This is a genomic window from Erwinia sp. AnSW2-5, assembly GCF_045107195.1.
Taxonomy (GTDB): Bacteria; Pseudomonadota; Gammaproteobacteria; order Enterobacterales; family Enterobacteriaceae; genus Erwinia.
Map to the genome: position 1 here is coordinate 69,814 of NZ_JBJGXA010000011.1, position 25,723 is coordinate 95,536.

Sequence of the window (25,723 nt, forward strand, 5' to 3'; positions counted from 1 at the left end):
CATAGAGGTATCTCGTTGAATTGCTGGCACAATCAATAAGATCACAAAGCGCTATGCCTGTCTTGTTTTATGGGCATACCTCAGGGGCGACCACGACGTTTTTACCGCTGAGTGATGGGAATTATGACAGCTTGTCGCGCGCGATCAGGCGCTGACGACGCCAGCGTTTCCAGATGGGGGGCACCACTAAAACCCCAACAGCTAACACCAGCAGCAACTTGCAGATCAGGCTTTCCCACAGGATAGGCAGATTGCCATTGCTGATCGACAGCGCCCGGCGCAGGTTCTGTTCCAGCATACCGCCGAGCACAAACCCCAGAATGAGCGGGGACATCGGGAAATCCATTTTGCGCAGGATATAGCCGAAGATCCCGAGTCCCACCATCAGCAGTAAATCGAACGTAGTGCTGTGAACCGCATACACGCCGACAGCAGAGATGGCGGCAATTGCCGGAACGAGGAACCACAGCGGGATCGTCAGCATCCGCGCAAAGATATTGATCATCGGGATATTCATAATCAGCAGCATCACGTTGCCAATCAGCAGCGCTGCAATCAGCCCCCAGACAATATCCGGCTGTTCGGTAAACATCGCCGGGCCGGGAGTAATATTATACAGCGTCAGTGCGCCGACCATCACCGCCGTGGTGCCGGAACCGGGAATACCCAGAGTCAGCATCGGGATAAACGAGCCGCACGCTGAGGCATTATTGGCGGCTTCCGGTGCTGCCACACCGCGAATATCGCCTTTACCAAAGGTGTCTCCTCCTGCAATTTTCTTCTCACTCATATAGGCAATGGCGCTGGCAATGGTCGCCCCGGCCCCCGGAAGAACCCCCACAAAGAACCCCACCAGCGATGAACGCAGGGTGGCCCCGGTGCATTCGGCCGCTTCTTTCATATTGAACAGCATCCTTCCGCTGGCGCGCACGACTCGCTGTCCGGTGGTGGTGGACTCCAGCATCAGCAGAATTTCACTGACTGAGAACAGACCGATCACCACCACCACAAACTGAATGCCATCAGAGAGGTGAACGCTGTCGAAGGTAAAGCGGTAGACCCCGGTATTGGCATCCACCCCGACAGTGGCCATGCTGAGTCCAATCAGTGCCGAGAGGAAGGACTTCAACGGGTTCTGACTCATCATGCTACCGAGGCAGGCGATGGCAAACACCATCAGCGCAAAATATTCCGCCGGGCCAAAGGCCAGCGACCAGTTGGCGAGGATGGGTGCGAACAAAATAATCCCCAGGATAGCAATGGTAGAGCCGATAAATGAACTGACCGCAGAGATCGACAGCGCGACGCCCGCACGACCCTGCTTTGCCATCGGGTAGCCGTCGAGGGCGGTCATGATCGCCCCGGCATCCCCTGGAACGTTCAGCAGAATAGAGGAGATGCGTCCGCCATATTCACAGCCGATATAGACGGTTGCCAGCAGAATCAGTGCCGACTCTGCGGGCAGGTGCAGGGCAAAGGCCAGCGGCATTAAAATTGCCACGCCGTTGATCGGGCCAAGGCCTGGCAGCAGCCCGACAATGGTGCCGATAAAGCAGCCAATTAAGGCGATTAGCAGGTTTTCGGGCGTCATGGCGACGGCAAAACCCTGCATCAGAAAGGACCAGGTTTCCATTTCGTTCTCCGTTAGCTCAACCAGCTGCCGAGCGGTAAGGTCACATCAAGCAGGCGGTCGAAGGCGTAAAACAACGACATGCCCATCACTGCCCCAGATAAGGCGGCTGCCCACCAGGTCGCACCGAACAGCAGACCAATGACGAAGGTCAGCAGCGTGGTCGACAGCGGAAAGCCAAGGCTTTCAAACACCGCCCCGTACATGGCCAGGCTTACCATCAAAAGCAGCAGGCGTTGCAGGGTGCCCCGCGATGGCCACTGGATCATGTCGGGTTTGCGCAGCAGCAAACAGAGGGCACAGACAGCCATCAGTCCGAGTATTACCATCGGGAAAGGGCGTGGGCCCACCGGCTCATAACTGTACTCAGTCTGGATATCCCAGGCGATAAACAGGCCGCTGATGCACAGCAGCAGCCAGAACCCGGCAAAAATACGATCGCTCATTGTGGCCTCCGTTATTTTGCCAGGCCAAATGATTTGGCTTTTTCGCGGTAATCAGTGACCTGCTGCTTGACGTAACTGTCCAGCTCTTTGCCAAACAGATTGAATTCAAACAGACCACGTAGATCGCGCTGATGTTTAAATTCGTCGGTCTGCACCATCTTTTTAAAGGCCTCTTCCCACCACTGATATTCCGCCTCTGTCACTTTCGGACCCAGGTAGAAACCACGAATAATGGGCCATACCACATCCACGCCCTGTTCTTTTGCCGTCGGGACATCCGCCAGTACACCCGGCAGGCGCTTATCAGACATCACGGCCAGTACGCGGAGTTTGCCGGCCTGTAAGTGGGGAACCATTTCACTGATATCGCCGGAGACCACCTGAATATGGTTTCCCAAAAGAGCGGTGACCGGCTCGCCGCCGCCTTCAAAGGCGACATAGCGCATTTTGCGCGGGTCAACGCCGGCATTACGTGCCAGCAGGGCCGTCTTCATCCAGTCCTGACTGCCAATCGAGGCACCAGCGCCGATCACCACCTTGTCAGGATCGGCTTTCATGGCATCAAGCAGCGCTTTGAGGGTTGTGTAAGGTGAGTCGTTGCGCACGGCGATCATGCCGTAGTCGGTTCCCACAGCGGCGAGCCACTTCACATCGTCAACGGAGTAACGACCGAATTTGCCCTGGGACAGATTCAGCAGGGAGCCACCAGAAAACGCCACCACCGTTCCTGGTTCAGCCGGGCGCTGCGCCACGATGGCGTTATAGGCCACGGCGCCCACGCCGCCAGGCATATAGGTCACGCGCATCGGTGTTTCAATCTGGCGGGTGTCTTGCAGGCTGACCTGCAGCAGTTTACAGGTCAGGTCAAAGCCACCGCCGGGCTTGGCGGGGGCAATACATTCGGTACGGGCGGGGGCCTCAGCGGCGAAGGTAGCGGGCGAAGCCAGCATGAGCAGGGTGCAGGCTAAAGCGCTGCGGATCATTGTTTTCATTATTGCTCCGTTCTTATCGTTGAGTTTGTGAACCCCCCCATAAAAATGGGGTTGTGAAATTGTTAACGCAGCAACCTTTCATTTACCTTTCATCAGACGAAAAAAATAACAGGATGTGATATGCGTCTCTTACTGGTGGAAGATACGGCGGAACTGGCTTGCTGGCTGCAAAAGGCACTGACCTCAGCCGGGTTTGCTGTGGACTGGATGGCTGACGGACTGGCGGCCGATCATCTGTTACAAACTGAGCATTACGAGCTGGTGCTGCTGGATATTTCGCTGCCACGGCTGAGTGGTCTGGATCTGCTGGGGCGCATACGTAAGCGCGGCCAGACCCTGCCGGTGCTGTTGCTGACCGCGCGCAATGAGCTGACGGACAGGGTGCGTGGCCTGAATCAGGGCGCTGATGATTATCTCAGCAAGCCGTTTGAACTTGAGGAGCTGGAAGCCCGTATCCGGGCGCTGCTGCGCCGCAGCCAGGGACAGGTGCAGGAAGCACAGACCTTTGGTGAGCTGGTGTTCCACAATGAAGGTTATTTTGAGTTACAGCAAAAACCCCTGGCGCTGACGCCACGCGAATCCAGTGTGCTGAAAACCCTGATGCAGCGACGTGGCCGCCCGGTATCGCGCCAACAGCTTTATGAACAGATTTTTACCCTGGCGGATGACGCCAGCCCCGAAAGCATTGAGCTGTATGTGCACCGGGTGCGGAAAAAACTGTCTGGCAGCAATGTCTCAATTATCACGTTACGGGGACTGGGCTACAGCCTTGAACGTCACGGATGAAACTGGCATCGCTGCGCGCACACCTGCTGCTCTGGCTGGGGTTTCCACTGGTTATCCTCTGGGCGCTGTCGGTCTACACTCATTACGCCAGTGCGCTTCAGGCGGCCAATCAGGCTTATGACCGTTCACTGCTGGCCTCTGCGCGTACCGTGGCGGAGCGGCTACGCGTTCAGCATGGTCATCTGGAGGTTGATGTACCCTGGGTGGTGCTTGACAGTTTTGAACGCAATATGAATGACCAGCTTTATTATCAGGTTATCTCGCCGGAGGGTAAAACCCTCTCCGGCTATGATGATCTGCCGCCACTGCCGAAAAAGAGTGAACTGTCGCGCCACTATCCGGCGCTGGTCTATTTTTATGATGCTGACTATAACGGCCTGCCGATTCGTGTGGCGCAACTGTTGCAGCCAGTCAATGAAGACCATGTGGAAGGGATGGTTCGGGTGCTGGTGGCTGAAACCCTTACCTCGCGCCGCGATTTTGCCGGCCAGCTGCTCTATACCGCCATCCTCAGCCAGGGGGCACTGGTGCTGATCACGCTGCTGCTGGCGAGCTGGGTGCTGCATAAAGTCTTACGCCCGTTACGTCGGCTTTCCGGGGTGATGTTACTGCGCGATCCGGGCGATCTGACGCCATTACCCGCAGTGCTGCCCTGGTCTGAAATACAACCACTGATGGTGGCTGTGAACCGTTATATCGAGCGTCTGAGAGCCATGGGCTCGCGGCAGCAGCGTTTCAGTGCCGATGCCTCACATCAACTGCGCACGCCACTGACCATCTTGAAGATGCAGGTCAGCATGGCGCTGAAAAGTGATCATCCGGCAGTGTGGCAGGAGAGTTTGCAGGGAATGCGTCATACCCTTGACGACACTATCGTGCTGACCGACCGGTTGCTGCAACTGTCACGGATTAAAGCGATGCAGCAGAATCAGCCAATGCAAACGCTTGATCTGGCCGAGCTACTGCGTGAAGCCTGTCTGCTGCGCTATTCTCAGGCCCGGCGAAAGCAGATCGATCTGGGCTACGAAGGGGATGATCGCTGTCTGATCCGTGGCGATCACCATCTGCTGGGTGAACTCTGCGCTAACCTGCTGGACAATGCGATCAAATACACCCCGGAGGGCGGAGTCATTACTGCCAGCGTCCGTCAGGGCTGTTTATCCGTCGAAGACAGTGGGCCGGGGATCGCTGAATCTGAACGGCAGCAGGTGCTGCAACCTTTTTACCGGCTGGAACACAGCAGCCCGGTTTCAGGCACCGGCCTGGGGCTGGCGCTGGTGAAAGATATTACCCGCTGGCACGGCTGGTCGATCCACCTCATACACAGTACTGCCTTAGGCGGCCTGCATGTCACCATCCCTTTTGCTCCGGTTCCATCCGTGCGCTGAAGATGCCACTGTCCCCGGCTTTATGGCAGAATAGCGACCCTCACCGACCCGACTGGAAACCCATTGTGAAAATCCTCGTTGATGAAAATATGCCGTATGCGCGTGAACTGTTCAGCCGTACTGGCGATGTTGTGGCCGTGCCGGGCCGTCCGATCCCGCAGCAAGAGCTGGATGACGCCGACGGATTGATGGTGCGCTCAGTGACCAAAGTGAATGCAGAGCTGCTGAACGGCAAACCGGTGAAATTTGTCGGCACCGCCACCGCAGGCACCGATCATATCGACGAGAGCTGGCTCAACCAGCAGGGGATCGCGTTTTCAGCCGCACCCGGCTGTAACGCCATCGCGGTGGTGGAGTATGTGTTTTCCTCGCTGCTGTTACTGGCTGAACGTGACGGTTTCCAGTTAACCGATCGTACCGTCGGCATTGTGGGCGTGGGTAACGTCGGGGGCCGCCTGCAGGCGCGTCTTGAGGCGCTGGGGATCCGCACACTGCTGTGCGATCCGCCGCGTGCCGAACGCGGTGACGAGGGTGACTTCCTGCCGCTGGCGCAGATAGTGGCCGAAGCCGACGTGCTGACATTCCATACGCCGCTGTTTAAACAAGGGCCTTACCAGACGCTGCATATGGCCGATGAAGCCCTGCTGCTGGCGCTGAAGCCGGGCACCATTCTGATTAACGCCTGCCGTGGCCCGGTGGTGGACAATGCCGCGCTGCTGAAGGTGCTGGAACAGCGTGATGACCTCAGCGTGGTGCTGGACGTCTGGGAGCCAGAACCGGAACTCTCGCTGCCGCTGCTGGATAAAGTGGATATCGCCACGGCGCATATCGCGGGCTACACCCTGGAAGGGAAAGCGCGCGGCACCACGCAGGTTTTTGAAGCCTGGACACAGTTTATCGGCCAGCCGCAGCAGGTGGCGCTGGATACGCTGCTGCCCGCGCCGGAATTTGGCCGCATCACGCTGCGCGGTGAACTGGATCAGGCAACGCTGAAACGTCTGGTGCATCTGGTGTATGATGTGCGCCGCGATGATGCGCCGCTGCGCCATGTGGCAGCGATCCCGGGTGAATTTGACCGCCTGCGCAAGAATTATCAGGAGCGCCGCGAGTGGTCTTCGCTGCGGGTTGAGTGTGATAACGCCGACACCGCTGCGCTGCTGAACACGCTGGGCTTTAACGCGACCAGCCTTTAAGTCTTTATTAAGTAAACCTGTGTAGGGTGAATCCCATACCCAGGTTTATTCCCAAAATTCGGGCGGTGAACTCACCGCCTTCACTTTTTGTGTCATTGTCTGGAGTAAACCAACATGTCTGACGGCTGGAATATCGCAATCTTAGGTGCGACAGGCGCAGTAGGGGGAGCTTTACTGGAATTGCTGGCGGAACGCCAGTTCCCGGTTGGTGAGCTGTATGCGCTGTCAAGCGAGCGTAGCGCGGGTGAAGTGCTGCGTTATGAAGGTAAATCGGTACGCGTATCCGATGCGGCAGAGTTTGACTGGACGCAGGTGCAGTTGGCTTTCTTCGTTGCCGGGCGCGAAGCATCAGCACGTTACGCTGACGAAGCCGCTAACGGCGGTTGCCTGGTGATCGACAGCAGCGACCTGTTTGCGCTGGAGCCGGATGTGCCGCTAGTGGTGCCGGATGTGAATCCCCAGGTACTGGCCGATTACCGTAACCGCAATATCATCAGTGTGGCCGATGCGTTAACCAGCCAGCTGCTGTGCGCCATCAAACCGCTGGTTGATCAGGCGGGTCTGGGGCGTTTGCAGGTGACCAATCTGCTGGCGGCATCTTCCCACGGCAAAGCCGCGGTGGATTCGCTGGCCGGTGAAAGTGCGCGGCTGCTGAATGGCCTGCCTGCCGAAGACGGCTACTTTGGCCGCCAGCTGGCGTTCAACGTGTTGCCGCTGGTTGCTGATAAAGAAGGGAGCGTGGCGCAGGAACGTCGTCTGGTGGAGCAGGTGCGTAAAGTGTTGCAGGATGATGGATTGCCGATTGCGGTCAGCACCATTCAGGCGCCGGTGTTCTACGGTAATGCGCAGATTGTCTACATTGAAAACCTGCGCCCGCTCTCTTCGGAAGAAGCTCGTGACGCGCTGGGCCAGGTGGAAGATATCAACCTTACCGCAGAAGATGATTTCCCGACGCAGGTCGGCGATGCTTCCGGCAGCTCGCACCTGAGTATTGGTAGTGTGCGCAATGATTACGGTATTCCTGAGCTGTTGCAGTTCTGGTCCGTGGCCGACAACGTGCGTTTTGGCGGGGCATTAATGGCAGTCAAAACCGCTGAGAAGCTGGTGCAGGAGTACTTCTACTAATGTCCGACATCGCCGTGTCCCAGCCGACGTTAAAACTGGCGCTGGGCATTGAATATGATGGCAGCCGCTATTACGGATGGCAGCGGCAGCAGGAAGTCCGCAGCGTGCAGGAAAAACTGGAGATTGCGCTGACCAAAGTCGCCAATCATCCGGTGGAAGTGGTCTGCGCCGGACGTACCGATGCCGGGGTGCATGGTACGGGGCAGGTGGTGCATTTTGAGACCACCTCGCAGCGTAAAGATGCCGCATGGACGTTGGGCGTGAACACCCATCTGCCTGCGGATATTGCCGTGCGTTGGGTGAAAGCGGTGCCGGATGATTTTCATGCCCGCTTCAGCGCCACGGCCCGCCGCTACCGCTATATGATTTATAACCAGCGGCTGCGACCGGCGATCCTCGGCGGCGGTATCACGCATTTTTATCATCCGCTGGATGTGGAAAAAATGCAGCGTGCCGGGCAGTGCCTGCTGGGCGAGAACGACTTTACCTCGTTCCGTGCCGTGCAGTGCCAGTCACGCACGCCAATGCGCAATGTGATTCATCTGAACGTCAGCCGCTACGGTGCGTATGTGGTGGTGGATATTAAAGCCAATGCCTTTGTGCATCATATGGTGCGCAATATTGTTGGCAGCCTGATGGAAGTGGGTTGCGGAAATCAGTCTGAAGGCTGGATAGCCGAGCTGCTGGCGGCAAAAGACCGCAAACTGGCCGCCGCGACAGGGCGGGCAGAAGGCCTGTATCTGGTCGCCGTCGACTATCCCACACGTTTTGAAATACCCCGTCCACCGATGGGACCACTGTTCCTCGGGGATTAACCCTGGCCTGGAGTTTTAAAGGAAGCCCGTATGGAATTGATTCGTTTTGTTGTCGACTTCATTTTGCATATCGACGTCCACCTCGCGGAGCTGGTTGCCCAGTACGGTGTCTGGGTGTATGCCATTCTGTTTTTGATCCTGTTCTGTGAAACCGGTCTGGTGGTGACGCCATTCCTGCCAGGAGATTCCCTGCTGTTTGTTGCCGGTGCGCTGGCCGCACTGCCGGGCAATGACCTGAATGTGCATACGATGGTGGCACTGATGGTCGTGGCGGCTATTCTCGGGGATGCGGTGAACTACACCATCGGGCGGCTGTTTGGCGATAAGCTGTTCAGTAATCCCAATTCGAAAATCTTCCGTCGCAGCTATCTTGATAAAACCCATGCATTTTATGAGCGCCACGGCGGGAAAACCATTATTCTGGCGCGCTTCGTGCCAATCGTCCGTACTTTTGCCCCGTTTGTGGCGGGAATGGGTAAGATGTCCTATCGTCATTTTGCCCTTTACAACGTAGCGGGCGGGCTGCTGTGGGTGCTGCTGTTTACCTATGCGGGTTACCTGTTTGGTAATTTCCCGGTGGTGCAGGAAAACCTTAAGCTATTGATTGTGGCGATTATCCTGCTGTCCGTATTGCCTGGGGTGATTGAAGTCGTCCGTCATCGCCGTGCGGCACGTCAGCAGAAACAGCAATGAAATAAATCCTCAGGCCAGCGCCGTCCTACCAGATTTTTATCCACAGTGACGGGCGGTTATGGTTTAATGAGCGATAAATTATGGTTTGCGCTGCGGCTTCAGGTCGCTGCGTGGAAAAAGAAAAACTGGCGCGCCCCAGCAGGCGCGCCAGGTTCAAACAGAAAGGTCATCAATGAGCTGGATTGAACGAATTCTCAATAAGAGCACCATCACCCCATCGCGTAAAGCAAGCATTCCTGAAGGGGTCTGGACCAAATGTGACAGTTGCGGGCAGGTTCTTTACCGTGCCGAGCTGGAACGTAATCTGGAAGTCTGCCCGAAATGCGACCACCACATGCGTATGCATGGTCGCGATCGTCTGCACAGCGTGCTGGACGAAGGCTCACTGATTGAGCTGGGCAGCGAACTGGAACCAAAAGATGTGCTCAAGTTCCGGGATTCAAAAAAATACAAAGATCGTCTGGTCGCGGCTCAGAAAGAGACCAACGAAACCGACGCGCTGATTGTGATGAAAGGCACCCTGCACGGGATGCCGGTTGTTGCTGCCGCGTTTGAGTTCTCCTTTATGGGTGGCTCAATGGGTTCCGTGGTTGGCGCGCGCTTCGTGCGTGCGGTTGAGCAGGCGCTGGAAGATAACTGCCCGATGATCTGTTTCTCTGCATCAGGCGGTGCCCGTATGCAGGAAGCATTGATGTCGCTGATGCAGATGGCAAAAACCAGTGCAGCGCTGGCGAAGATGCAGGCACGTGGCCTGCCGTATATCTCCGTGCTGACCGACCCGACAATGGGCGGTGTTTCTGCCAGCTTTGCGATGCTGGGCGATCTGAACATTGCTGAACCTAAAGCCCTGATCGGCTTTGCGGGTCCACGCGTGATCGAGCAGACCGTGCGCGAAAAACTGCCGCCGGGCTTCCAGCGCAGTGAGTTCCTGATCGAAAAAGGCGCGATTGATATGATCGTCCGTCGCCCGGTGATGCGCTTTAAGCTGGCCAGCGTGCTGGCGAAAATGATGAATCTGCCTGCACCACAGGAAGATGACGTCAAAGAAGCGCCTGCTGACGCATCCCAGAGCCACGAGGCCTGACCGATGATGAGAAAGGGACCTTGCGTCCCTTTCACCAATGAACCGTAAGGTTGTGAACGGGACACATGGATAATCTTCCTCAAGCCACGTCGCCTCTTGCCTCGTGGCTTTATTATCTTGAGCATTTGCACGCTCAGGCTATCGAACTTGGGCTGGATCGTATCCGGCGCGTTGCCTCTTCTCTCGACCTTCTGACACCTGCCCCTGTGGTTTTCACCGTAGCCGGAACCAATGGTAAAGGCACCACCTGCCGAACCCTTGAAACTGTGCTGATGGCGGCGGGCTATCGCGTGGGCGTTTTCAGTTCGCCGCATCTGGTGCGTTACACCGAAAGAGTGCGCATTCAGGGTGAAGAGCTGGCTGAGTCAGCGCATACCGCCTCCTTTGCGGCCATTGAGGCGGGGCGGGGTGACACCACGCTGACCTACTTCGAGTACGGCACGCTATCGGCGCTGTGGCTGTTTGCTGAAGCGAAGCTGGATGTGGTGATCCTTGAAGTCGGGCTGGGCGGGCGTCTTGATGCCACCAATATTGTCGATGCTGATGTTGCCGTGGTGACCAGCATCGCGCTGGATCATACCGACTGGCTGGGGCCGGATCGCGAAAGCATTGGCCGTGAGAAAGCCGGGGTGTTCCGCCCAGGAAAACCTGCCGTGGTAGGCGAGCCGGATATGCCACATACCATCGCTGACGTGGCAGCAGAGAAGGGCGCACAGTTGTTGCAGCGCGACCGCGACTGGTCATATAGCGTAACCAATGACAGCTGGTCTTTCCGCGATGCCCACGGCACTGTGGAGCAGCTTCCGTTGCCACAGGTGCCGCTGCCGAATGCGGCTACCGCACTGGCGGCGCTGCGTGCATCACCGCTTAACGTCGATGAGGCAGTCATCCGCCGTTCACTACACCTGGCCATGTTGCCCGGTCGTTTTCAGACGGTAGCTGAATCACCAAGGGTGATCCTCGATGTGGCACACAACCCCCATGCAGCAGGCTATCTGGCGGGGCGACTGGCAGAGGTGCCACGCAACGGCAAGGTTCATGCGGTGGTAGGGATGCTGCACGATAAAGATATCAAAGGTACGCTGGCCTGCCTCGCGCCGCAGGTGGATTACTGGTACTGCGCGCCGCTTGACGGCCCGCGCGGTGCCACCGCTGAACAGCTGATGGCGCATCTTGCGGATGCGCAGGCGTTTGGCTCGGTTGAGCTTGCCTGGCGACAGGCACTGCAACAGGCAACCGAACAGGATATTGTGCTGGTGTGTGGTTCGTTCCACACCGTGGCACAGGTCATGGAAACGATGGAAACGGAGAACGGCAGTGGCAAGTAAGTTTCAAAACCGTTTAGTCGGAACCATCATCATTGTGGCGCTGGGTGTGATTGTGCTGCCCGGCTTACTCGATGGTAAAAAGAAGCACTACAAAGAAGAGTTTGCGGCTATTCCGCTGGTGCCGAAGCCGGAAGATCAACAGGAAACCGATCTGGTGCCGCCAGTGACGCAGACCTTACCGTCACAGCCGCCGGAAGGGGCAGGTGCGGCGATGAGCGCGGGCAGTAATGCGACTGAAAACTCCTCGCAGGCCGACAGCGGCTCCACTGCGCCGCAGTCCTATAGCCCGCCAACGGTGGTGACGTCGCCGCCGGTGAAGCCAGCGCAGCAGCCGCCACCGAAAGTGGTGGAAAAACCGAAGCCTAAGCCGGTCGAAAAACCGATCGAGAAACCGATCGAGAAACCGATCGAGAAGCCTAAGCCTGTTGAAAAACCGAAACCGGTTGAGCCGCAACCGCCGAAAGTAGAGGCGCCTGTTGAGAGTAAGCCAGCGGCAACGGAAACAGCACCTTCAGGGCAGGCCTGGGTCGTGCAGCTTGGCGCGTTGAAAAACGCGGCAAAAGTGAATGAAATCGTCGCACAGCTTCGCCTGTCAGGCTACCGTGCCTTTACCGTTCCAGCCACGCCGGTTCAGGGGCAGATAACCCGTATTTACGTCGGGCCGGATGCCTCGAAAGCGAAAATGCAGGCTGCCGTTGGCACGTTGCAGGGGATCTCGGGGCTGGGCGGGGTGGTTAAACCGTACAGTGTTAAATAAGCCGTTCTGGTCCGTTGTTTCTTTAAGCCGCGGGCTATTATTGCGATAGCGATGATCACCCCGCGCCCGGAGCCGACACCACGTCACTCCGGGCGTCCTGCGTGATGCTGCTGGCAAATCAAGGTATTGCGTGGCGTGTCCGGGCCGGTGAAAACGGTGTCCGAAAGCGGTTTTTTTAAGCGTTCTCGTTTATTTAAATCACGTCAGGAAAACGCTACGCAAACGTTTTCTTTTTCTGTTAGAATTCGCCCCGAACTGAGGCAGTATCCCCTTGCACCTGTGCTTACAGGGGGAAACAGGCTGATACAGGGGCATGGTCACTGGAAGCGTTCATGGTCTGGATAGATTACGTCATTATTGCGGTTATTGGTTTTTCGGCTCTTGTTAGCCTGATCCGAGGGTTTGTTCGGGAAGCTCTTTCTCTCGTCACCTGGGGTTGCGCATTTTTTGTCGCCAGTCATTACTACTCCTTCCTTGCCGTCTGGTTCACAGGATTTGAAGACGAACTGGTTCGAAATGGGATCGCCGTGGCGGTGTTATTCATTGCTACCCTGATTGTTGGGGCCATTGTTAACTACGTTATTGGTTCGCTGGTTGAAAAAACCGGCCTGTCGGGAACCGACAGAGTCCTTGGCGTGTGTTTTGGGGCATTACGCGGTGTGCTGATCGTTTCAGCCATGCTGTTTTTCCTCGACACATTCACCGGTTTTTCTAAAAGTCCGGACTGGCAGCAGTCCCAGCTAATCCCTCAGTTCAGTAGTATTATCAGGTGGTTTTTTGATTACCTGAAAAGCACGTCGAGTTTTTTGCCCCGGTAATCGCACCGGGGTTGCGGCTTATGAGGAAATGTCAATATGTGCGGTATTGTCGGGATCGCCGGTTTTGCACCGGTCAACCAGTCGATTTATGACGCGTTAACGGTGCTTCAGCACCGTGGGCAGGATGCCGCAGGCATCGTTACCATTGATGCATTGAATTGCTTCCGTCTGCGCAAAGCAAACGGCCTGGTTAGCGATGTATTTGAAGCCCGCCACATGCAGCGTATGCAAGGCAATATGGGGATCGGCCACGTTCGTTACCCAACGGCAGGAAGCTCAAGCGCTTCTGAAGCCCAGCCTTTCTACGTGAACTCCCCTTACGGTATTACTCTTGCCCATAACGGCAACCTGACCAACGCCCACGAACTGCGTAAAGAGCTGTTTGAAACCGGTCGTCGTCACGTGAATACCACCTCTGATTCTGAAATCCTGCTGAATATCTTTGCGCAGGAAGTGGATCGTTTCCAGCATGACCCGCTGGAAGCAGAGAACATCTTCTCCGCCGTTGCAGCAGTGCATCAGCGCGTACGCGGTGCTTATGCCTGCGTTGCGATGATCATCGGCCACGGTCTGGTGGCCTTCCGCGATCCTAACGGCATTCGTCCGCTGGTGATCGGCAAACGCGCGATGGCCGATGGCCGTATCGAGTATATGGTGGCTTCAGAGAGCGTGGCGCTGGATACCCTTGGGTATGAGTTCCTGCGCGATGTGGCACCGGGCGAAGCGGTCTATGTGACCGTCAATGGTCAGCTGTCTACCCGCCAGTGTGCTGAAAATCCAAAGTGGAATCCGTGCCTGTTCGAGTACGTTTACTTTGCACGCCCGGACTCGTTCCTCAACAAGATTTCGGTATACAGCGCCCGCGTGCGTATGGGAACCAAACTCGGTGCCAAGATTGCCCGAGAGTGGGAAGATCTGGATATCGATGTGGTCATTCCAATCCCTGAAACCTCCTGCGATATCGCACTGGAGATGGCGCGTATTCTTGACAAGCCCTACCGTCAGGGCTTTGTGAAAAACCGTTACGTTGGCCGTACCTTTATTATGCCAGGTCAGCACCTGCGTCGCAGCGCGGTTCGCCGTAAGCTGAACGCAAACCGTGCTGAGTTCCGGGGTAAAAACGTGCTGCTGGTGGATGACTCCATCGTGCGCGGTACCACCTCTGAGCAGATCATCGAAATGGCACGTGAAGCCGGAGCGAAGAAAGTGTATCTCGCTTCAGCGGCACCGGAAATTCGCTTCCCGAACGTGTATGGAATTGATATGCCAAGCGCCACTGAGCTGATTGCTCACGGCCGCGAAGTGGAAGAAATCCGCCAGCTGATCGGTGCCGATGCCCTGATTTTCCAGGATCTGAGCGACCTGATTGAAGCCGTGCGTGAAGAGAATCCGGATATTGCCCAGTTTGAGTGCTCTGTATTTGATGGTATCTACGTGACCAAAGACGTAGACCAGCAGTACCTCGAGTATCTGCAATCTCTGCGTAATGACGATGCGAAAGCGATGCAGCGTCAGAATGAAGTAGAGAATCTGGAAATGCACAACGAAGGCTGATTTTGCTCGTCATACTTCGAGCTGCCTGTGCGTTGGCTGCGTCTGTTCGCCCCGGTCACATAGTTAGCTATGCTCCCGGGGACTCTCAGTCTTGCCGCCTTCATGCACCAACAGTAGGCCCCATGAGGGGACTCGAATTATTTAGAGCAAATAGGCTGCTTTCGAGCTGACTTTGCGTTGATTGCATCTAACTCGAATGTATCAGGGCAAATAGGCTAAGATGGGCCGGAAGCAATTCCGGCCCATTTTTTTTGAAGGATTAAGTATGAAACGACTCATTATTGGCATCTCTGGCGCCAGCGGTGTGATTTATGGCATTCGCACCCTGCAAATTTTGCAGCAGGTTAGCGGTGTGGAAACCCATCTGATAATGAGCCAGGCAGCGCGGCAGACGCTGGCGCTGGAAAGTGACTATACGCTGCGTGAAGTACAGGCGCTGGCGGATGTGGTTCACGATGCGCGCGATATTGCGGCCAGTATCTCCTCCGGTTCCTATAAAACCGATGGCATGGCGATCCTTCCCTGCTCAATGAAAACCCTGTCGGGTATTGTTCACAGTTACAGTGATGGCCTGCTGACCCGTGCCGCTGATGTCGTGCTGAAAGAGCGGCGTCGACTGGTGCTGTGTGTGCGTGAAACCCCGTTGCATCTCGGCCATCTGCGTATGATGACCACCGCGTCAGAACTGGGGGCGATTATTATGCCGCCAGTGCCCGCTTTTTATCATCGCCCACAGACGGTGATGGATATTGTCGATCAGACCGTTAACCGGGTGCTCGACCAGTTTGATATTGAACTGGATAACGATCTGTTTACGCGCTGGCAAGGTGCATAACGGGGAATTTTCTGCACTGTTTTGGTGCGCTTATTGGTGCTGAATCGCTTTTCGTGCAAGTTGCGCACCAAAATGAAACATTGTTGCTTCGGTATGCCAACAAACCTGCTATAAATTTTCCTGCAAACTGAGTAATCACAGTGCCTGAGGCATCTTGCGGTATAAACAGCGATTTGCCACAAAATGTGGCACGGAACCTGCTAATTGTATTGTGTAAGTCACTGTGCAAACACATCACGAACCATTAAAAATAATATTTAAATTGGGGTAATGTATGAAAAAGCAGGTCCTGGCTCTCTCCCTGTTAATGTCAATTACAGCTGCAGGCAGCGCATTTGCTGCGGGTCCAAAAACGCTGCGTATTGGTACTGACCCAACGTATGCGCCGTTCGAAATGAAAAATGCTCAGGGGCAGCTGGTCGGTTTTGATATCGATCTGGCGACCGAAATTTGTAAGCGCATGGAAACCAAATGTACGTTTGTTGAAAGCGACTTCGATGCGTTGATCCCCTCTCTGAAAGCGAAGAAGATCGATGCGATCATCTCTTCCCTGTCGATCACCGAAAAACGCCAGCAGGAGATCGCCTTCTCTGAAAAACTGTATGCGGCTAACTCGCGTCTGATAGCACCAAAAGGTTCGAAAGTTAAACCAACGCTGGAAGCGCTGAAAGGCAAAACCATCGGTCTGTTGCAGGGCACCACTCAGGAAACTTATGCAAACGAAAACTGGCGTCCAAAAGGTGTGACCGTAACGCCATACGCGAACCAGGATCTGGTGTATCAGGATCTGACTGCGGGCCGTATTGATGCTGCATTCCAGGATGAAGTTGCTGCCAGCGAAGGCTTCCTCAAGCAGCCTGCGGGCAAAGAGTATGCGTTTGCCGGCTCTGCCGTTAAAGATGAAAAAATCTTTGGTGTCGGTACCGGGATTGGCCTGAGCAAAGAGAATCCTGAGCTGAAAGCCGCTATCGATAAAGCCTTCGATGAAATCCGCAAAGATGGTACTTACGACAAGTTAGCGAAAAAATACTTCGATTTTGATGTGTACGGCGGTTAAGTAAAACCCTGTCTGCAGGCCTCACTGTGCCATGCGGTGAGGCCGCGTTTTATGCTGCTGGCGTAAACGTGAAGTTAGAATCATAAGAACAGGATATTGCCTATGCTGTACGGCTACTCTGAAGTGATATTTAAAGGCGCAATGGTAACCCTGGAGCTGGCCCTCAGCTCAGTGGTGTTTGCCGTCGTGCTTGGATTGATTGGCGCCGGGGCCAAGCTTTCCAGCAACCGCCTGCTGGTGATTATTTTTGAAGGCTACACGACACTGATCCGCGGCGTGCCGGATCTGGTCCTGATGCTGCTGATCTTCTACGGTTTGCAAATTGCGCTGAATCAGGTGACCGACTTCTTCGGCCTCTCACAGTTTGATATTGATCCGATGGTGGCCGGGATAATCACCCTGGGCTTTATCTACGGAGCTTACTTCACCGAAACATTTCGCGGCGCCTATATGGCGGTGCCAAAAGGGCAGATTGAGGCCGCGACCGCCTTTGGTTTCACCCGTTCTCAAACCTTTCGCCGTGTGCTGTTCCCAGGGATGATGCGCTTCGCGCTACCGGGTATTGGCAACAACTGGCAGGTGATTCTGAAAGCCACGGCGCTGGTCTCGCTGCTGGGGCTGGAAGATGTGGTGAAAGCGACGCAGCTGGCAGGGAAATCGACCTGGGAACCCTTCTATTTCGCCATCGTCGCCGGTGTCATCTATCTGATTTTCACCACGCTCTCCAATGGTGTGCTGTGGTGGCTGGAACGCCGTTATACGGTGGGTGTAAAAAGGGCTGACCTATGATTGAGATTATTCAGGAGTACTGGAAAGCCCTACTGTGGACGGACGGTTACCGCTTCTCTGGCGTGGCGATCACGCTGTGGTTGCTGGTGGTGTCCGTCGTACTGGGCGGATGTATGGCGGTGCTGCTGTCGATTGCCCGCGTGTCTCCCATCAAGGCGATCCGTTTTCCGGTATGGCTGTTTACCTACGTGTTTCGTGGTACGCCACTGTATGTGCAGCTGCTGGTGTTTTACTCCGGCATGTACACGCTGGAAATCGTCAAAGGCACTGACCTGCTGAATGCGTTCTTCCGCAGTGGACTGAACTGTACGCTGCTGGCTCTGACGCTGAACACCTGTGCCTACACCACGGAAATCTTTGCCGGGGCGATTCGCTCGGTGCCGCATGGTGAGATCGAAGCCGCACGCGCTTACGGTTTCTCCACCTTTAAACTGTATCGCTGCATTATCATGCCTTCCGCATTGCGCTCTGCGCTGCCTGCTTACAGTAATGAAGTGATTTTAATGCTGCACTCCACGGCGCTGGCCTTTACCGCGACGGTGCCGGACCTGCTGAAAGTGGCCCGCGACATTAACTCGGCCACCTATCAACCGTTTATTGCCTTTGGCATTGCGGCCGTGCTGTATCTGATTATTTCCTATGTGTTGATTAGTCTGTTCCGTAAAGCGGAAAAACGCTGGCTGGCGCACGTTAAACCTTCATCGTCACATTGAGTAACAACACTATGGCTGATAATAAATTAAGCGTCACCGAGCTGCATAAACGTTACGGTGAACATGAAGTGCTGAAGGGTGTTTCGCTGCAGGCGAACGCCGGGGATGTGATCAGTATCATTGGTTCATCCGGCTCCGGGAAAAGTACCTTCCTGCGCTGCATTAACTTCCTCGAAAAACCGAGTGAAGGCACCATTTCGGTGAATAACCAAAATATCACTCTGGTACGTGATGTTGACGGCCAGCTGAAAGTCTCCAACAAAGAGCAGCTGCGTATGCTGCGTACCCGCCTGACGATGGTGTTCCAGCATTTTAATCTGTGGAGCCATATGACGGTGCTGGAGAACGTGATGGAAGCGCCGGTGCAGGTGCTGGGGCTGAGTAAAACAGAAGCGCGTGAACGCGCCATTCGCTACCTGGATAAAGTCGGTATTGACGAGCGTGCACGGGCGAAATATCCGGTGCATCTGTCAGGTGGTCAGCAGCAGCGCGTGTCTATCGCCCGTGCGCTGGCGATGGAGCCTGAAGTGCTGCTGTTTGATGAGCCAACATCCGCGCTGGACCCGGAGCTGGTGGGCGAGGTGCTGCGCATTATGCAGAAGCTGGCGGAAGAGGGGAAAACCATGGTAGTGGTCACCCATGAGATGGAGTTTGCCCGCCATGTGTCGAGCCATGTGATCTTCCTGCATCAGGGCAAGATTGAAGAGGAAGGGCCACCGGAAGAGGTATTTAATCATCCGAAGAGTACGCGCCTGCAACAGTTTTTGTCCGGCGCTCTGAAGTAGGGGTCGTTCATCTTTTCCAATCGACCCGTGCAGAAAGTTACAAAGCGATGCCTGCATAAATCACGTAGGGGTCGATCATTTTTTTCGATCGACCCCTGCTGAACTGGCAATGGGATTCCCTGCCTGAGGCTCAGTAATATTCAGTGAATGGGCCGCATCAGGGCGAAGCCCCATGATCACAAACTCACCGGTTCCTAAAGCGAATCCCCCCGAGAGCAAGTGTCAGCAGGGTGAAACCTGGATTCCCGTTGATGACTGCATTGTGATTTTTCCATGTGAAATGGACAGTTAATTCTTTGAATTTTGAAGCTAATATTCACTCACTCTACTTACATACTGGATAAACAACGAAAATTGGCAGGCTATCTTGCCCGCTGAGAACTGGCTGCATAACATACAAAAGGAGACCATTAGTCAAAACAAGGACGAACCATGCTTTATATAGATGCCTGGCAGACACAGGAAATTTCTGACAGAGAAAGAAAAAAAAACTGGCCCGACCGCTTTCCGGCAAACACAGATTCAATTGGCATTGAGATTGTTGGAGAGGCTTTTAAGACTGAGGACCTGAAAAAATATCCTGATGGCAGAGTTTATGAAACCGTAAATCAGCAACAGGCTGAATCACTTAAGTGGCTAATTAGAGAATTAAGAAGCACGTTGCAGGTGAGCACGAGTGAAGTTTTCAGGCACCCTGAAATTGCCAGGAAAAATATCACTGAAGCGAGTTCAGCTAAATGGTAAGTCAACCTTTTAACTTAAAAACCAGTGTGTTACTGGTGTCTTTTTTTCTTGTCGGCTTCAGTCACGCTAATTCGGTTAAATCCATCAACATAATCAGTAATGGGCAGGCATTGAAAGAGGTTACCAATATCGCTGAGATTAATGCCTGTAAAAAATTCAGCCCTACCAAAGAACAGGTAATCAACTTCTTTAATCATGCCTACCCGGTGGAAAATCATTTTGCTACAGATACCCGCTACTCGTCCTGTTACGCGCAAGGCGATATCAAATATGGTGAGCAGTTACCTGGGAAGTGGATGTTATATTCCAGTGGGATTGCAACGTTGGTCCTGAACGATGGGCACTCAGTAAACCTCTTCTATGAACACAATAAATGGTACGACCCTAATGCGGGCGGTTATGATGAGAAATGATTGAAGATCATCATGCGCGACCGGATAAAGGTCGCGCATGATGATAAATTCCTCCGTCATTCAAACCACATCCGCCAGCGCCTTATCTAACTCATACCAGCGAAAACGAAAACCCGAGGCCTCCAGCCGCTGCGGCAGCACATGCTGCCCTCCCAATACCAGTATCGCTGACTCGCCCATCATCAGTCGGATCGCCGTGGCAGGTGTGCGCATAAATGCCGGGCGGTGCATGACTTCACCCAGTGCCGCAGCGAACTGCTCATTGCGCACCGCGTAGGGTGCCACCAGATTAAACGGGCCGTCCAGCGTTGGGGTGTCCAGCAGCCACAGAATGCCGCTTATCGCATCCTCCAGATGTATCCACGGGAGATACTGTTTACCGTTACCCAGTGGGCCGCCAATGCCTAATTTAAACGGCAGTTTCATTTTTTCCAGCGCACCGCCCCTCTTCGACAGCACCACGCCCGTGCGCAGCAGGCACACGCGGGTACGATCGCTTTGTGCCTTTAATGCCAGCTGTTCCCAGCGAGCACAGAGTTCATGGGTAAACTCGGCATGACCGGGGTCATCCTCGGTCACCACCAGGTCGCCGGTGTCCCCGTAAAAGCCGGTGGCGGAACCGGAAATCAGCACCGCAGGTGGTGTGCTGCTGGCTTCAATCAATTCAACCAGACGTTGGGTTATTTGCCAGCGGCTATCGCATAACAACTGCTTTTGCGGCTCGCTCCAGCGCTTTGCCGCGATCGGCTCTCCCGCCAGATTGATAACGGCATCAATACCGTTCAGATCTTGCTGCTGGTCCAGCCCAGACCACAGGCTGACTTTTTCGCTCAGGGTACGGCGCGCTGCCGCGACATCGCGGGTGACCACGCTGATCTGGTGACCAGCCTGAAGTAATCGGGTCGTTAACGGGCGACCAATCAGCCCCGTACCGCCGGTAATCAGAATATGCATGCGGATTATCCTTCAGAATGAGTCAGCACAGTATGCTGCTTTCAGCATAGGCGAAGATGCCCGGATTGCGTGTGACACGGCGCACGTGCAGGTGTTGTTGTGGTTGTTCTGAAATGATAAATTGCCCCGCTGTAGAGATTGCCATCGGCATAAAAAGTCGGTAAACAGGATGTTCCAATCCGTGAACGTCAGAGGACGTCCTGATGAGTTATCCCACCATCCTGTTGTGGTCAGATTCCAGCTTTTTCAGCCCTTATGTGATGTCGGTCTATGTTGCCCTGAGTGAAAAAGGGATACCTTTTTCCCTGAAGCGTGTTGATCTCGGCAGCGGCGAGCATCAGCAGCACGCCTATGGCGATGTGTCGTTGACGCGCCGGGTGCCCACATTACAGGTCGATAATTTCCACTTGTCTGAATCCTCGGCCATTACGGAGTATCTGGAAGACCGCTTCCCGGCACCAGACTATGAGCGCCTTTATCCGCGTAATATCGAAAAACGCGCGAAAGCCCGTGAAATTCAGGCCTGGCTGCGCAGTGATTTTATGCCGATCCGCCAGCAGCGCCCGACAGAAGTGCTGTTCGCCGGTGCGCGTTTTGCGCCGCTGGATGAGGCCGGTCAGCAGTCGGCCGCGAAGCTGATTAGCGCCGTGGAACGCCTGTTGCCGGAAGGCCAGCAGAATCTGTTTGGTGAGTGGTCAATAGCGGATACTGACCTGGCGGTGATGCTGAATCGTCTGGCGCTACATGGTGACACATTACCGCCACGGCTGGCCGATTATGCCCATTTTCAGTGGCAACGCGCGTCTGTGCAGCTGTGGCTGTCAGAATCATCAAAAACCGCATAGTGCATCAGCACAAATTGATGATTGCGTCCTGCGGCGTTAAACATTAATTTAGGCGGATCGCGCAACCTTGTGCGACTACGTTTGATTCAACTGTGCGCCAGGCGCCAGAACAAAAAGGGTTACGGATGGTGGAGCAAGAGCAGGGCACGGAGTGGGTAGATATCGTTAACGAAGATAACGAGGTCATTGCACAATCCAGCCGTGTACAGATGCGTGCGCAGTGTTTGCGCCATCGCGCAACCTACATCGTGGTTCACGATGGCATGGGCAAAATTCTGGTGCAGCGTCGTACTGAGACGAAAGACTTTATGCCGGGAATGCTGGATGCGACCGCCGGAGGCGTGGTGCAGACCGGTGAAGAGATGCTGGGGTCGGCACGACGTGAAGCCGAAGAGGAGCTGGGTATTGCTGCGGTGCCGTTTGCCGAACATGGCCAGTTCTACTACGAAGATGAACATTGCCGCGTATGGGGGGGCTTGTTCAGCTGCGTGTCTCACGGTCCATTTGCTATGCAGGAAGAAGAAGTGGATGAGATTTTCTGGATGACGCCGGAAGAGATCACCGCCCGCTGTGATGAGTTTACCTCAGACTCGCTGAAAGCATTATCGCTGTGGCTGACGCGCAATAACGAATCAGGCCGCTACGACTGATCCTCGCTGTGGCGCAGTATTCCTGCGCCACACATCAAACCTGTCATACCAAACGATCAATGTGCCGGGCTGGACTGGCGCATCTTCTCACCACGTCGACGCAATATCTCCATCACGACCAACAGAATCAGCGATGCGCCTATCATCAGGCTTGCCGCTGCGGCGATCGTCGGGTCAAGGTTTTCGCGGATACCTGCAAACATCTGGATCGGCAGTGTGCGCTGGCTTGGGCTGGCCAGAAATAGCGTGACGACGACTTCATCAAACGATGCGGCAAAGGCAAACAGCGCACCGGAGAAGACGCCGGGGGCGATCAGCGGCAGCGTGACTTTACGGAACGTCAGCAGGGGGGAGGCACCCAGACTGGCGGCAGCGCGGGACAGATTGGTATCGTAACTTTTTAGCACCGCCACCACGGTGATCACCACAAACGGCACGCCAAGCAATGCATGGGCCAGCACCAGACCGAGATAGCTGTTAAGCAGCGACAGTTTGGCAAAGAAGAAGAACATGCCAACGGCAATAATCACTACCGGCGCGACCATCGGCGAAATGATAATTGCCATCACAATGCCTTTCCCACGAAACTCACCGCGCACCAGACCCATTGAGGCCAGCACGCCCAGCACGGTCGCCAGCAGCGTAGCGAGCGGGGCAATCAGCAGGCTGTTACCCAGCGCCCCCAGCCATTCTTGCGAATGAAAGAAGGTCTCGTACCAGCGCAGTGAAAAACCACTGAGCGGATAGCTGAGAAACGAGCTGCTATTAAATGACAGCGGCACAATCACCAGCACCGGGACGATAAGAAAAAGCAGTACCGCCGCCGCATAGAAGTTAAACAGGCCTTTCCACAGGCGCAGGATCAGTGTTCCCTGTTGTCTCATTATCATCTCCTTAGTGAGCTGCCGCTTCGGCAGAGGTACGTGTGACACGGATATAGACGATATACAGCAGCAGGACGATAACCAGTAACTGGCTGCCGAGTGCCGCGGCCATTCCCCAGTTCATGGTGCTGTTGGTAAAGAAGGCAACAAAGTAACTCACCATCTGGTCGTTAGGGCCGCCCAGCAGGGCAGGGGTAACGTAGTAACCAATCGCCATCATAAATACCAGCAATGCACCTGCGGCGATCCCGGCATAGGTTTGTGGAACATAAACACGCCAGAAGGCAAGGAACGGGTGGGCGCCCAGCGAAATCGCGGCACGGACATAGCTGGGGGAGATGCCTTTCATCACCGCATACAGCGGCAGCACAATAAACGGCAGCAGGATATGGGTCATCGAAATAAACACCCCGATGCGGTTAAACACCAGCGTCAGCGGAGAGTCAATAATGCCCATGCCCATCAGCGCGCGGTTAATCAGGCCACCGGACTGCAACAGTACAATCCAGCTGGCAGTGCGAACAATCAGTGACGTCCAGAAGGGCAGTAGCACCAGTATCATCAGCAGGTTGGCGCGGTTGGCGGGTTGTTTCGCCAGCCAGTACGCCAGTGGATAACCAATCCCCACGCACAGCAGCGTCACCACCGTGGCCATCCACAGGGTACGCAGCAGTACATTGACATACAGCGCCTGATCAGCCGGCAACGCCTGGATATCACCGCTGGCCGCATCCACTTTGCGGTCAAAGGCCGACAGCAGATAGTAGCTGGTGACAGGGCTGGAGGCGCGCTTCAGCGTTTGCCAGGTACTCAGTTCACTCCAGGCAGGTTGCCCGGCAGTCAGCGCCGCTTTCACATTTTCACCTGAGGCCGGAACAAGGCGAGGTGTTGTGGTGATCAGGCGGCGAAATGCCGAATTTTCATAGCTCAGACGTTTAGCAACGGCGGCAATCTGGCCGCGTTCACGGGCGGCGAGCAGCTCTTTTCCCAGCGTGGCGTACAACGCCTCGTCCGGTAACGCGTTGCCTGGCCAGGATGCCAGCGCAGCTGAAGTTTCCGGCAGGTTATCGTGGAACTCCGGGTTTTCGACGCTTTTACTCAGAATGGAGACGATAGGGAACAGGAAACAGACCACCACGAAAATCAGCAGCGGCGCAATCAGCAGCAGAGAACGACGGGTTTTGCTGCCCTCGACCTGACGCAAACGCTGGCTTAACGACGCCCTGGCGGGTGCTGAAGGTAGGGGGGATTCCATCACGGGATTACTCATTGCAGTCTCCATTAATCGTATTGGGGCAGATCGCTATCACGGTCGGCGAAAATCATCGGCCCGCCCACAGGGCGTCAGTGGTCGCCCCAGATCGCGTAGGGGCGGACCTTCTGTTCCGGTCCGCCCGCAGGGCAGTTACTTCGCGGCCCAGGCGTTAAAGCGCTGTTCCAGGTCTTCGCCGTGTTCCAGCCAGAAATCACTGCTTACCTGCAATGAGGTGGCAAGGTTATCCGGTGCGGTTGGCAGTTTGCTTAACCGTGCCGGATCAAGCAGCTTGCTGGTGTTGATGTTGGTCGGGCCATAAGGAATGTTTTCCGCATACACTTTCTGGTTCTCAGGTTTATTCGCAAATGCGATAAACTTCTCCGCCAGTGCTTTGTGTTTTGAGCCTTTCACAATCGCCCAGTTGTCGAGGTCGTACAGCGCGTTGTCCCAGACGATTTTGAAGTCATGGCCTTCATCCTGCGCGGCGCCGATACGGCCGTTATACGCGGAGCTCATCACCACATCGCCGGAAACCAGCCATTGCAGCGGCTGTGCGCCGGATTCCCACCACTGAATGTTTGGCTTTAACTGATCCAGTTTTTTGAAAGCACGTTCCACGCCGGCGGGCGTTGCCAGCACTTTATAAATATCTTCACGTTTCACACCATCGGCCATCAGGGCGATTTCCAGGGTATATTTCGCGCTTTTGCGCATCGCGCGTTTACCCGGGAATTCCTTCACGTTCCAGAAGTCTGTCCAGCTTGCCGGGCCTTTTTTCAGTTTGCTCGCGTCATAGGTGAGTACCGTTGACCAGACGAAGATCCCGGCACCACATTCGGTCACGGCGGCAGGAATAAAGTCGGCTTTATTGCCCAATTTGCTCCAGTCCAGCGGCTCAAACAGGCCTTCTTCACAGCCGCGTTGCAGCTCAGGTGTTTCCAGCTCCACCACATCCCAGCCTATCTGGCCGGTTTCGACCATGGCACGGATTCGTGCCATTTCGCCGTTAAATTCACCGGCTTCAATGGTGCCCAGCCCAGCGGCAGTAAAAGGTTTATAGAAGGCTTTATCCTGCGCATCTTTATTGGTGCCGCCGAAAGAGATGACTGTCAGGCTTTCCGCCTGTGCCTGGAGAGTAAAGGTTGCGAGAATCAGTGCTGCTAAAGTCTTCACCATGCCAAATTCCTCAT

27 protein-coding genes are annotated in these 25,723 nt (G+C 55.1%); 20 read left to right on the top strand and 7 right to left on the bottom strand.

Annotated features, from left to right (window positions below; genetic code table 11):
- Positions 1–121: 121 nt before the first annotated feature.
- Genes ACFL9S_RS09760 through ACFL9S_RS09770 form a run of 3 tightly spaced genes read right to left on the bottom strand, consistent with a single transcriptional unit; the run spans position 122 to position 3,068 of the window.
- Positions 122–1,633, bottom strand: coding sequence for a tripartite tricarboxylate transporter permease (locus ACFL9S_RS09760; protein WP_405261664.1), 1,512 nt, complete (start codon positions 1,631–1,633; stop codon positions 122–124).
- A gap of 11 nt (positions 1,634–1,644) precedes the next feature.
- The gene (locus ACFL9S_RS09765; RefSeq protein WP_405261665.1) at positions 1,645–2,076 is read right to left on the bottom strand and encodes a tripartite tricarboxylate transporter TctB family protein; all 432 of its coding nucleotides are present in this window, start codon (positions 2,074–2,076) and stop codon (positions 1,645–1,647) included.
- A gap of 11 nt (positions 2,077–2,087) precedes the next feature.
- On the bottom strand, positions 2,088–3,068 hold the full coding sequence (locus ACFL9S_RS09770) for a Bug family tripartite tricarboxylate transporter substrate binding protein (protein WP_405261666.1): 981 nt from the start codon (positions 3,066–3,068) through the stop codon (positions 2,088–2,090).
- 120 nt (positions 3,069–3,188) lie between these two features.
- On the opposite strand from ACFL9S_RS09770, the gene tctD reads away from it, so the two are divergent.
- The 18 genes from tctD to ACFL9S_RS09860 all read left to right on the top strand — a co-directional run bounded on the left by tctD (position 3,189) and on the right by ACFL9S_RS09860 (position 19,945).
- A complete protein-coding gene (tctD, locus tag ACFL9S_RS09775) occupies positions 3,189–3,854 on the top strand; it encodes a transcriptional regulator TctD (protein WP_405261667.1) in 666 nt (221 codons plus the stop codon).
- Positions 3,851–5,242 (top strand): sensor histidine kinase, encoded by a 1,392-nt coding sequence (locus ACFL9S_RS09780; protein ID WP_405261668.1) that lies wholly within the window; start codon positions 3,851–3,853, stop codon positions 5,240–5,242. The genes tctD and ACFL9S_RS09780 overlap by 4 nt, the downstream gene beginning before the upstream one ends.
- A 65-nt stretch (positions 5,243–5,307) precedes the next feature.
- Positions 5,308–6,435, top strand: coding sequence for a 4-phosphoerythronate dehydrogenase PdxB (pdxB, locus tag ACFL9S_RS09785; RefSeq protein ID WP_405261669.1), 1,128 nt, complete (start codon positions 5,308–5,310; stop codon positions 6,433–6,435).
- A gap of 114 nt (positions 6,436–6,549) precedes the next feature.
- Complete coding sequence (locus ACFL9S_RS09790; protein WP_405261670.1) at positions 6,550–7,560, top strand: aspartate-semialdehyde dehydrogenase; 1,011 nt, start codon at positions 6,550–6,552, stop codon at positions 7,558–7,560.
- The gene (gene truA / locus ACFL9S_RS09795; protein WP_405261671.1) at positions 7,560–8,375 is read left to right on the top strand and encodes a tRNA pseudouridine(38-40) synthase TruA; all 816 of its coding nucleotides are present in this window, start codon (positions 7,560–7,562) and stop codon (positions 8,373–8,375) included. Before ACFL9S_RS09790 ends, truA begins: the two co-directional genes overlap by 1 nt.
- A gap of 30 nt (positions 8,376–8,405) precedes the next feature.
- Positions 8,406–9,068, top strand: a complete 663-nt coding sequence (locus tag ACFL9S_RS09800; protein WP_405261672.1) for a DedA family protein — start codon at positions 8,406–8,408, stop codon at positions 9,066–9,068.
- A gap of 172 nt (positions 9,069–9,240) precedes the next feature.
- Entirely contained in the window at positions 9,241–10,152 is a 912-nt protein-coding gene (gene accD / locus ACFL9S_RS09805) for an acetyl-CoA carboxylase, carboxyltransferase subunit beta (protein WP_405261673.1), read from the top strand.
- 65 nt (positions 10,153–10,217) lie between these two features.
- Positions 10,218–11,480, top strand: coding sequence for a bifunctional tetrahydrofolate synthase/dihydrofolate synthase (gene folC, locus ACFL9S_RS09810; RefSeq protein ID WP_405261674.1), 1,263 nt, complete (start codon positions 10,218–10,220; stop codon positions 11,478–11,480).
- Positions 11,470–12,237: a cell division protein DedD gene (dedD, locus tag ACFL9S_RS09815; protein WP_405261675.1), complete on the top strand. Its 768-nt coding sequence runs from the start codon at positions 11,470–11,472 to the stop codon at positions 12,235–12,237. Before folC ends, dedD begins: the two co-directional genes overlap by 11 nt.
- Before the next feature lie 332 nt (positions 12,238–12,569).
- Entirely contained in the window at positions 12,570–13,055 is a 486-nt protein-coding gene (gene cvpA, locus ACFL9S_RS09820; protein WP_133841368.1) for a colicin V production protein, read from the top strand.
- A gap of 36 nt (positions 13,056–13,091) precedes the next feature.
- A complete protein-coding gene (gene purF / locus ACFL9S_RS09825; protein ID WP_405261676.1) occupies positions 13,092–14,609 on the top strand; it encodes an amidophosphoribosyltransferase in 1,518 nt (505 codons plus the stop codon).
- 265 nt (positions 14,610–14,874) lie between these two features.
- Positions 14,875–15,444 carry a UbiX family flavin prenyltransferase gene (locus ACFL9S_RS09830; RefSeq protein WP_405261678.1) on the top strand — a complete coding sequence of 190 codons (570 nt, stop codon included), beginning with the start codon at positions 14,875–14,877 and terminating at the stop codon, positions 15,442–15,444.
- A gap of 274 nt (positions 15,445–15,718) precedes the next feature.
- Complete coding sequence (gene argT, locus ACFL9S_RS09835) at positions 15,719–16,501, top strand: lysine/arginine/ornithine ABC transporter substrate-binding protein ArgT (protein ID WP_405261679.1); 783 nt, start codon at positions 15,719–15,721, stop codon at positions 16,499–16,501.
- A 102-nt stretch (positions 16,502–16,603) separates the two neighbouring features.
- Positions 16,604–17,290, top strand: a complete 687-nt coding sequence (locus tag ACFL9S_RS09840) for a histidine ABC transporter permease HisQ (protein ID WP_405261680.1) — start codon at positions 16,604–16,606, stop codon at positions 17,288–17,290.
- Entirely contained in the window at positions 17,287–18,003 is a 717-nt protein-coding gene (locus tag ACFL9S_RS09845; protein ID WP_405261681.1) for an ABC transporter permease, read from the top strand. Before ACFL9S_RS09840 ends, ACFL9S_RS09845 begins: the two co-directional genes overlap by 4 nt.
- Before the next feature lie 11 nt (positions 18,004–18,014).
- Positions 18,015–18,788, top strand: coding sequence for a histidine ABC transporter ATP-binding protein HisP (hisP, locus tag ACFL9S_RS09850; RefSeq protein WP_405261682.1), 774 nt, complete (start codon positions 18,015–18,017; stop codon positions 18,786–18,788).
- A gap of 432 nt (positions 18,789–19,220) precedes the next feature.
- Positions 19,221–19,532 carry an N-acetylmuramoyl-L-alanine amidase gene (locus ACFL9S_RS09855; protein WP_405261683.1) on the top strand — a complete coding sequence of 104 codons (312 nt, stop codon included), beginning with the start codon at positions 19,221–19,223 and terminating at the stop codon, positions 19,530–19,532.
- Positions 19,526–19,945 (top strand): hypothetical protein, encoded by a 420-nt coding sequence (locus tag ACFL9S_RS09860; protein WP_405261684.1) that lies wholly within the window; start codon positions 19,526–19,528, stop codon positions 19,943–19,945. The genes ACFL9S_RS09855 and ACFL9S_RS09860 overlap by 7 nt, the downstream gene beginning before the upstream one ends.
- Positions 19,946–20,005: 60 nt before the next feature.
- Here the strand turns inward: ACFL9S_RS09860 and ACFL9S_RS09865 are convergent, their stop codons facing one another.
- Positions 20,006–20,899 (bottom strand): TIGR01777 family oxidoreductase, encoded by an 894-nt coding sequence (locus tag ACFL9S_RS09865; protein WP_405261685.1) that lies wholly within the window; start codon positions 20,897–20,899, stop codon positions 20,006–20,008.
- Between the two features lie 203 nt (positions 20,900–21,102).
- On the opposite strand from ACFL9S_RS09865, the gene yfcF reads away from it, so the two are divergent.
- Together yfcF and yfcD are read left to right on the top strand one after the other, a co-directional pair.
- Complete coding sequence (gene yfcF, locus ACFL9S_RS09870; RefSeq protein ID WP_405261686.1) at positions 21,103–21,744, top strand: glutathione transferase; 642 nt, start codon at positions 21,103–21,105, stop codon at positions 21,742–21,744.
- A 125-nt stretch (positions 21,745–21,869) separates the two neighbouring features.
- Positions 21,870–22,394 carry an NUDIX hydrolase YfcD gene (yfcD, locus tag ACFL9S_RS09875; RefSeq protein ID WP_405261687.1) on the top strand — a complete coding sequence of 175 codons (525 nt, stop codon included), beginning with the start codon at positions 21,870–21,872 and terminating at the stop codon, positions 22,392–22,394.
- 56 nt (positions 22,395–22,450) lie between these two features.
- On the opposite strand, the gene ACFL9S_RS09880 is transcribed toward yfcD, so the two are convergent.
- The 3 genes from ACFL9S_RS09880 to ACFL9S_RS09890 form a co-directional block, all read right to left on the bottom strand.
- Positions 22,451–23,278, bottom strand: coding sequence for an ABC transporter permease (locus tag ACFL9S_RS09880; protein ID WP_405261688.1), 828 nt, complete (start codon positions 23,276–23,278; stop codon positions 22,451–22,453).
- Positions 23,279–23,288: 10 nt separating this feature from the next.
- Positions 23,289–24,548 carry an ABC transporter permease gene (locus ACFL9S_RS09885; RefSeq protein WP_405261689.1) on the bottom strand — a complete coding sequence of 420 codons (1,260 nt, stop codon included), beginning with the start codon at positions 24,546–24,548 and terminating at the stop codon, positions 23,289–23,291.
- A 135-nt stretch (positions 24,549–24,683) separates the two neighbouring features.
- Positions 24,684–25,709 carry an ABC transporter substrate-binding protein gene (locus ACFL9S_RS09890; RefSeq protein WP_405261691.1) on the bottom strand — a complete coding sequence of 342 codons (1,026 nt, stop codon included), beginning with the start codon at positions 25,707–25,709 and terminating at the stop codon, positions 24,684–24,686.
- Positions 25,710–25,723: the final 14 nt, after the last annotated feature.